Source organism: Phaeospirillum tilakii, assembly GCF_042683125.1.
Classification (GTDB): Bacteria; Pseudomonadota; Alphaproteobacteria; order Rhodospirillales; family Magnetospirillaceae; genus Phaeospirillum; species Phaeospirillum tilakii.
The window spans coordinates 1-572 of record NZ_JBHUIY010000123.1; the positions used below are offsets into that span (position 1 = coordinate 1).

1 protein-coding gene is annotated in these 572 nt (G+C 47.9%); it reads right to left on the bottom strand.

All coding sequences use genetic code 11. From position 1 onward, the window contains the following. Positions 1-195: hypothetical protein (locus tag ACFSNB_RS18800; protein ID WP_377319352.1), on the bottom strand; the 195-nt coding region annotated here is incomplete at its 3' end. Positions 196-572 lie beyond the last annotated feature (377 nt).

Genomic DNA, 572 nt, shown 5'->3' on the forward strand with positions numbered 1-572 from the left:
TTCTTGCATCTTCTCAATCCTTGTCTCCAGGCTATTTTTCTGTGATTCCATTTTAGTTTCAAGATTTTGGATCAATTTCACTATCATTATTCGGAATTCTTTATCAGGTAGATTCCCTATCTCTTCCTCTTTTGTTTGGTTTGGTGGGCATTTATCCTGTTCCTTTATCTGCTGGGTATTCTTCTGTCTCTTCATCTTGTTTAAATTGCTGAGTTTGGGGTGTCCTTTCTGTATTCTGGCAGTTTGTGGAGTTCTCTTTATTGTGGCGTTTCCTAGCTGTGTGTGGGTTTGTACAGGTGGCTTGTCAAGGTTTCCTGGTTAGGGAAGCTTGTGTCGGTGTTCTGATGGGTGGACACTTTTTTTAGGCTCACTTGTTCAGTCGTGCTGTGGGGAGGGAGGGATGCTGCAAACAAATAACACTGGTGTGTGCTCGCAGTGCCTCAGCCACACTGGGCCTGCCCCCACTCACGGCAGATGTGCCCTTCCTGCCCACACTGTTCAGGCTGTAGGTTGCTCCGCCAGGAACCATCCAAGGCCAGCCCTGGGCTGCATGCACTTCCCAGGTCTAAGCC